Here is a 379-nt window from a genome sequence, read left to right on the forward strand (position 1 = left end):
TCTTTATTGTTCATAGAGTTACCTCCTACAATATATTATAACATGAAACCCCTTGCAAAAATATGAAAATGGCAGGAATACAATAGTTGTACTCCCACCAATAATTTTTATCTTCGTTCCTTACTATTTAATGTCGTTTTTACGAAAGTCAGATAGTTCCTCAAAATCCTTCAATTCAAAAAAAAAAGCCTTATCTTCAGGAATGTGAATCCCCTCTACCCTATAACGCTTATCAGATTTCCATTCACTCATGATTGTTAAGAGTGTTTCTTTTAAATTTTTATGACCTACCTGAACAATACCTTTTTGCTCCCCAACAGGTTTTGAAAAAGAAAATGCTCCCCTAGTTTTTGCACGACAAACTTGTATACCCATTACC

1 pseudogene is annotated in these 379 nt (G+C 33.5%); it reads right to left on the bottom strand.

The features are described from left to right. Positions 1-123: 123 nt before the first annotated feature. Positions 124-379: pseudogene (locus tag JWG43_RS19415) on the bottom strand (hypothetical protein); the annotation flags it as partial.

The sequence above is a fragment of the Desulfobulbus alkaliphilus genome (genome assembly GCF_016918545.1).
In the GTDB taxonomy this organism is placed as follows: Bacteria; Desulfobacterota; Desulfobulbia; order Desulfobulbales; family Desulfobulbaceae; genus Desulfobulbus; species Desulfobulbus alkaliphilus.